The 6505-nt window shown below is 71.2% G+C and carries 6 protein-coding genes; all 6 read left to right on the forward strand.

Features of this window, described 5'->3' with window-relative positions; genetic code table 11:
- Positions 1 to 140: 140 nt before the first annotated feature.
- Complete coding sequence (locus FNH04_RS13920; protein ID WP_152783960.1) at positions 141 to 1304, forward strand: acyl-CoA dehydrogenase family protein; 1164 nt, start codon at positions 141 to 143, stop codon at positions 1302 to 1304.
- 73 nt (positions 1305 to 1377) lie between these two features.
- Positions 1378 to 2919, forward strand: a complete 1542-nt coding sequence (locus FNH04_RS13925; protein WP_152783961.1) for a succinic semialdehyde dehydrogenase — start codon at positions 1378 to 1380, stop codon at positions 2917 to 2919.
- Between the two features lie 167 nt (positions 2920 to 3086).
- Positions 3087 to 4571, forward strand: coding sequence for a flavin-containing monooxygenase (locus tag FNH04_RS13930; RefSeq protein ID WP_152783963.1), 1485 nt, complete (start codon positions 3087 to 3089; stop codon positions 4569 to 4571).
- The gene (locus FNH04_RS13935) at positions 4568 to 5527 is read left to right on the forward strand and encodes a phytoene/squalene synthase family protein (RefSeq protein WP_152783965.1); all 960 of its coding nucleotides are present in this window, start codon (positions 4568 to 4570) and stop codon (positions 5525 to 5527) included. Before FNH04_RS13930 ends, FNH04_RS13935 begins: the two co-directional genes overlap by 4 nt.
- Positions 5524 to 6315 (forward strand): lycopene cyclase domain-containing protein, encoded by a 792-nt coding sequence (locus FNH04_RS13940; RefSeq protein ID WP_152783967.1) that lies wholly within the window; start codon positions 5524 to 5526, stop codon positions 6313 to 6315. Before FNH04_RS13935 ends, FNH04_RS13940 begins: the two co-directional genes overlap by 4 nt.
- 26 nt (positions 6316 to 6341) lie before the next feature.
- Positions 6342 to 6505 (forward strand): FAD-dependent oxidoreductase (locus tag FNH04_RS13945; RefSeq protein WP_152783969.1); only part of this gene is annotated, 164 nt, incomplete at its 3' end.

A 6505-nucleotide genomic window follows, 5' to 3' on the forward strand; every position in this document is an offset into this window, starting at 1 on the left:
CACTGCGCCCCGAATGGCCGATCGGCCGCAGAGTGCCCGCGGAGAGCCGCGGAGCGAGTGCCTCCTCCTAGGTTGAACGCGGCGTCGGCCCTGGACCGACGCCCGGCGGCCGAAACGGCGGACGAGGTCGAAGAGGTGTGATGACCCACTTCCACGAGACACCCGAACAGCAGCGGCTGCGCGCTTCCGTGGCGGAGCTGGCCGGACGCTACGGCCTGGAGTATTTCGTGGCCAAGGCGAAATCCGGCGAGGACACCACCGAGGTGTGGGAGGAGGCCGCCCGCGCGGGCTTCCTCGGCGTGAACATCCCCGAGGAGTACGGCGGTGGCGGCGCGGGGCTCTACGAACTGCAGATCGTGGCCGAGGAGTTCGCCGCCGGAGGGGTACCGCTGCTGTTCCTGCCCGTGTCGGCGGCCATGTGCGCGACCTTCATCGCCAGGGCGGGCACCGAGGAGCAGAAGAAGCGGTGGCTGCCGGGCTTCGCCGACGGCTCGGCACGGATGACGTTCGGCGTCACCGATCCCGCCGGCGGCTCCAACCTGCACCGCATCGCCGCCACCGCCCGGCGCGACGGAGGCGACTGGGTGCTGTCCGGCCGCAAGTCCCTGGTGTCCGCGGTCGACCTGTGCGACGCCATGATGGTGATCGCCCGCACCGGGGACGCCACGACCGGCAAGCTGCGCCCGGCCCTGTTCATCGTGGACCGGGACACGCCCGGCCTGTCGTACGAGAAGAAGCCGATGGTCTTCACCGCGGCGACCGGGCAGTTCGACGTCACCATGGACGAGGTGCGCCTGCCCGCCAGCGCCCTGGTCGGCGGCGAGGACGGCTCCGCCCTGCGCGCGCTGTTCGCCGGAGCGCTCAACCCGGAGCGCATCACCTTCGCGGCCTGGAGCGCCGGGCTCGGCCGCTACGCCGTCGACCTGGCCGTCCGCCACGCGCGGGAGCGCCGGGTGTGGAACACCACCATCGGCGCGCACCAGGGCCTGTCCCACCCGCTGGCCATGGCGAAGATCAACCTCGAGCTCGCCAGGACGTTCGTGCAGAAGGCGGCCTGGCTGTACGACAACGGCCAGGACATCAGCGGGGAAGTGGCCAACATGGCCAAGTACGCGGCCGGAGAGGCCGCCATCAAGGCCGTCGACCAGGCCGTGCAGATCCACGGCGGCTACGGACTGGACGAGGAGCACCTCGTCGGCTTCCTCTACCCGATGGTCCGGGTGGCCCATCTCGCCCCGGTGAGCCGGGAGATGCTGCTCAACTTCGTCGCCGAGCACACCCTCGGCCTGGAGAAGTCGTACTGACGACCGGAGCCGTCTCCTGACGACCGGAGACGCCGTACGGACAACCGGCCGAACGCCAGACCAGGGAGCCGAGATGCGCACCTCGACGAACGTCCCCCTCGAACCGCTCCTCACCTACGCGGTGGCGAGCGCCGCCCCCGTCAAGACCGTCTCGTCCCTCACGGGGGAGGCCCTGGTCGAGCTTCCGCAGTCCACGGAGCGCGACGTGGCCGACGCCTACGCCAACGCCACCCGCGCACAGCGGAGCTGGGCGGCCGTGTCGGTGAGGGAACGCGCCGAGGTGGTGCTGCGCTTCCACGACCTGCTGCTGGCCCGGCAGAGCGAGATCATCGACCTCATCCAGGTGGAGAGCGGCAAGTCCCGCTGGCACGCCTTCCAGGAGGTCGCCGGCACCTCGATGAACGCCCGCTACTACGGGCTGCGGGGACCGCGCCTGCTCGCCCCCACCCGCCGCTACGGACTGCTGCCGGTGCTGACCCATGTGCTCGAACTGCGCGCCCCCATCGGGGTCGTGGGCACCATCTCCCCCTGGAACTACCCGTTCGAACTGGGCCTGTCCGATGTGCTGCCGGCCCTGATCGCGGGCAACGGCGTGGTGCACAAGCCGGACAACCAGGGCGCGCTGAGCGTGCTGTGGGGTGTGCGGCTGCTGCGTGAGTGCGGTGTGCCGGACGACCTCTACCAGGTGGTGCTCGGTGACGGGCCCGGCATCGGCGGAGCCGTCGTGGACCGGGCGGGCCATATCTCCTTCACCGGATCGTCCGAGGTCGGCAGGCTCGTGGCGGAGAAGGCCGGGCGTCGGCTGATCGGCAGCTCCCTCGAACTCGGCGGCAAGAACCCCCTGCTGGTCCTCGACGACGCCGACCCGGCCAAGGCCGCCTCCGGCGCCGTACGCGACTGCTTCACCGCGGCCGGCCAGCTGTGCGGTTCCAGCGAGCGCGTCTACGTCCACGACCGGGTGTACGACGCCTTCACCCGGGAGTTCCTGGACCGTATCCGCAGGATGCGGCTGGGCGTCGGCCTGGAGTACGGACCGGACATGGGCTCGCTGGTCTCGCAGCGGCAACTCGACACCGTGACCGACCACCTGGAGGACGCGGTCGCCAAGGGAGCGCATGTCCTCGTCGGCGGCAGGCACCGGCCGGACATCGGCCCGTACTACTTCGAGCCGACCGTGCTGAGCGGGGTCACCGAGGACATGAAGTGCTTCGACGAGGAGACCTTCGGCCCGGTCATCCAGCTGCACCGGTGCGAGACGGTGGACGAGCAGGTCGAACGCGCCAACGCCAGCCGGTACGGCCTCAACGCCTGTGTCTGGACCGGCGACACCGCCCGCGGCCGCGAGGTCGCCGAACGGCTGGAGGCGGGCACCGTGAACGTCAACGAGATCTTCGGGGTGAGTTACGGCAGCGTCGACGCGCCCATGGGCGGCATGAAGGACTCCGGGGTCGGGCGCCGCCACGGGATCGAGGGCCTGCTGAGGTTCACCGAGGCGCAGACCGTCGCCACCCAGCGCGGCATCCCCCTGGAACCGCCCCTCGGCCTCAGCCAGGAGACGCTGGCCCGCGGCTACACCACCGCCCTGCGCGTCTTCCGCGCCGTACACCGCCGCTGACCCGCGAGGAAGCCGTACACACCCACTGCGCCGCGAGCAAGCCGAACACGGCCGCCGAGCCGCGAGCAAGCCATTACGCACCCATCGCGCCGCGGGCAAGCCGAACACGGCCGTGGGCCGCGAGGACGTCGTACACCGCAGCTGACGTGCGAAGAACAGGAAACCGTATGACGACTGAGAAGCCCCCTGTCACCATCCGGGTGGCGGTCATCGGGGCGGGCCTCGCGGGGCTGGGCGCGGCGATCCGCCTCAAGCGGTCCGGGATCTCGTCCTTCACGGTGTTCGAGAAGTCCTCGGACATCGGCGGGGTGTGGCGCGACAACAGCTATCCCGGCGCGGGCGTCGACATCCCGTCCTGCCTGTACTCGTACTCCTTCGAGCGGCACGGCGCGTGGACCCGCACCTACGCCGAACAGCCGGAGATCCTCGACTACATCAGGCGCTGCGCCCAGCACAACGGAATCCGTCCGCACATCAGGTTCGGCACCGAGATCACCCACGCCCGCTTCGACGAGGGCGCCGGAGTGTGGTGGCTGCGCTCGGCGTCGGGAGAGCGGTACGAGGCCCGGGTGCTCGTCACCGCCACCGGGCAGCTCGACCGCCCCCGACTGCCGGACATCAGGGGCAGGGACGAATTCCGGGGCACCGCCTTCCACTCGGCCCGCTGGGACCACGGCCACGACCTGGCCGGACGCTCGGTCGCGGTGATCGGGAACGGATGCAGCGCGGTGCAGTTCGTGCCCCGTATCGCTCCCGTCGTCGAGCGGCTGCGGATCTTCCAGCGCTCAGCCAAGTGGATCATCCCGAAGATGGACCACGCGTACGGGCCGACGACGCTCCGGGCCTTCGAACGGCTGCCCTGGGCCCGGCAGGTGCCGCGTGCCGCCTGGTGGCTGATGGCCGAGACCATCGCCTACTCGCCGATCCACGGGGGCGCCATCGGCCGGGTGCTGACCGCCCAGGCCCGCCACCATCTGCGCCGCCAGATCCCCAACCCGGTGCTGCGCGCCCAGCTGACACCGGACTACCCCTTCGGCTGCAACCGGATGATCCTGTCCAACGACTACTACCCGGCCCTCAACCGCCCGAATGTCGAGCTGGTCACCGACGGCATCCAGCGCGTCACCCCGGACGGCATCGAGACGGCCGACGGCCGCGTCCACCGAGCGGACACCGTCATCTACGCCACCGGCTTCCACTCGACGGAGTTCCTGGCCCCGATCGAGGTGGAGGGCCCCGGCGGACGGCTGCACGACGTGTGGCGGGGCGGCGCCTCGGCCTATCTGGGCATGACCGTCCCCGGCTTTCCCAACCTGTTCATGCTCTACGGGCCGAACACCAGCAGCGGCAACAACTCGGTCGTCTACATGCTGGAGAGCCAGGTCCGTTACCTGCTGCGCTGCCTGGACGTCATCGGTGACCGGGGAACCATGGAGGTCAGCCGGCAGGCGCTCGACGACTACCAGCGCGGACTCGACGCCCAACTGGGGTCCACGGTGTGGCAGGGCGACTGCCGCAGCTGGTACAAGACCGACTCCGGCAAGGTCACCAACCTGTGGCCGGAGCGCGCCTACCGGTACCGCCTCGCCACCCGCGAACCCGACCTGACCCACTACCGGGTCGGCGAGCCCGCCACGGCGGTGCGCGCATGAGCGCGGGGACGGTGTCCTCGCGGCCGGAGCCCCCGCGGATCAAGAACACCCACGCACGCTGGCTGGACGCGGCGGGCATCCACGAACCCGCCCTGCGCGCCGCCTTCGAGGAGTGCCGGAAACTGCACGCCGACTTCGGCCGCACCTACTACCTGGCGACCCTGCTGCTGCCGCCCGCCAAGCGCCCGTACGTCAACAGCCTCTACGGCTTCGCCCGTTACGCCGACGAGATCGTGGACAACGGCGACCCGGACACCAGGGCCGACACCCTGATCAACTGGAGCTACCAGGCCCTCGCCGGCCTGCGGCGCGGTGAGAGCACCGACCCGGTGTGCCGGGCCCTGCTGCACACGATGCGGGTCTGGGACATCCGTGCCGAGCACATCGAGGCGTTCCTCGCGTCGATGCTCATGGACCTGAACGTCACCGAGTACCCGGCCTACACCGACCTGCAGACGTACATGTACGGGTCCGCCGCGGTGATCGGCCTGGAGATGACGCCGATCCTCGAACCCTGCCAGGACGGCGCGTACGAGCGGGCCCACGCCCTCGGCGAGGCGTTCCAGCTGACCAACTTCATCCGCGACATCGCCGAGGACCTGGACCGCGGACGCCTCTACCTGCCCCTGGAGGACCTGGCCGCCTTCGGAGTCACCCGCGAGGAACTGGAGGCGCGGGTCGTCACCCCGCGGATCAGGGAACTGCTCCGCTACGAGATCCACCGCACCCGCCGGATCTACACGTTCGCGGCCGAGGGCATCGACATGCTGGCGCCGTCCAGCCGCGACTGCATCCGCACCGCCCTGGCCCTGTACGGCGGCATCCTCGACGAGATCGAACGGGCCGACCACCAGGTCTTCGACCGCCGCGCGGCCGTGAGCCTGCCCAGACGGCTGCGGGTGGCGCTGCCCGCCTATCTGCGCGCCCGGCGGCAGTGGGAGGCGAGCGCCCCATGACCTACCGGGACTTCCTGGCCACCGTCCTGCTGCCGCTGCTGCTCGTCGTGGCCGCCCTGCTGGCGGTGCGCCACCGGAGGCTGCCCGGTGACCTGCGGGCCGGGGTACGGCGCGGACTGGTGACGGTGGGGATCCTGACGGTCGTGGCGGTGGTGTGGACGACGCCGTGGGACCGGTGGCTGATCCTGCACGGCGTCTGGGGCTATCCGCCGGGGAGCGTGCTCGGCACGGTGGCGGAGGTACCGGTCGAGGAGTACCTCTTCATGGTCGGCCAGACCGTGCTGACCGGCTGCTGGACGCTGTACGTCACCGCCGGCGTCCCCGAGCCGCCCCCCGCGGACGCACCGTGGCGGCGCCCCGCGGCCTGCGCCGGCTGGCTCGCCACGGCCTGCGCCGGCTGGCTGCTGACCACCCATCAGCCGACCCTGTACCTGGGCGCCATCCTCCTCTGGTTCGCCCCGCCGCTCGCCCTGCAGTCCGCCGCCGGGGCCGACGTACTGCGCGCCGCCCGCGCGGACCGCCTCCGCGCACTCGCCCTGACCCCGGTGCTGTGGGCGGCGGACGCGCTGGCCATCCACGCCGGGACGTGGCGGATCAGCGAAACGCACACCATGGGGTTCGCGCCGTTCGGGCTGCCCCTGGAGGAGGCGGTGTTCTTCCTCGCCACCAATCTGCTGGTGGTCGACAGCGTCCTGCTGGTCCGGGCCGCGACAGTGCGCGAACGGACGGACGCGGTGGTCGGCCGGACCCGGCAGCCGAAGGCCGCGATCGAACCGGGGCATCACTGACCGGCCCGTACCCGAGAGGACATGGCATGGCGATACGCGTCGGCACGGCGACACGTGCGATCCGTACGGTTCAGGGCCCCACCCAGCGGGTGGTGATCGTCGGTGCGGGGCTGGGCGGACTGTCCGCGGCCCTGCGGCTGGCCGCCGCCGGGCGGGAGGTTACCGTGGTCGAGCGGGAGCCGGTGCCGGG

The organism is Streptomyces phyllanthi (assembly GCF_009377205.1).
Lineage (GTDB): Bacteria > Actinomycetota > Actinomycetes > Streptomycetales > Streptomycetaceae > Streptomyces > Streptomyces phyllanthi.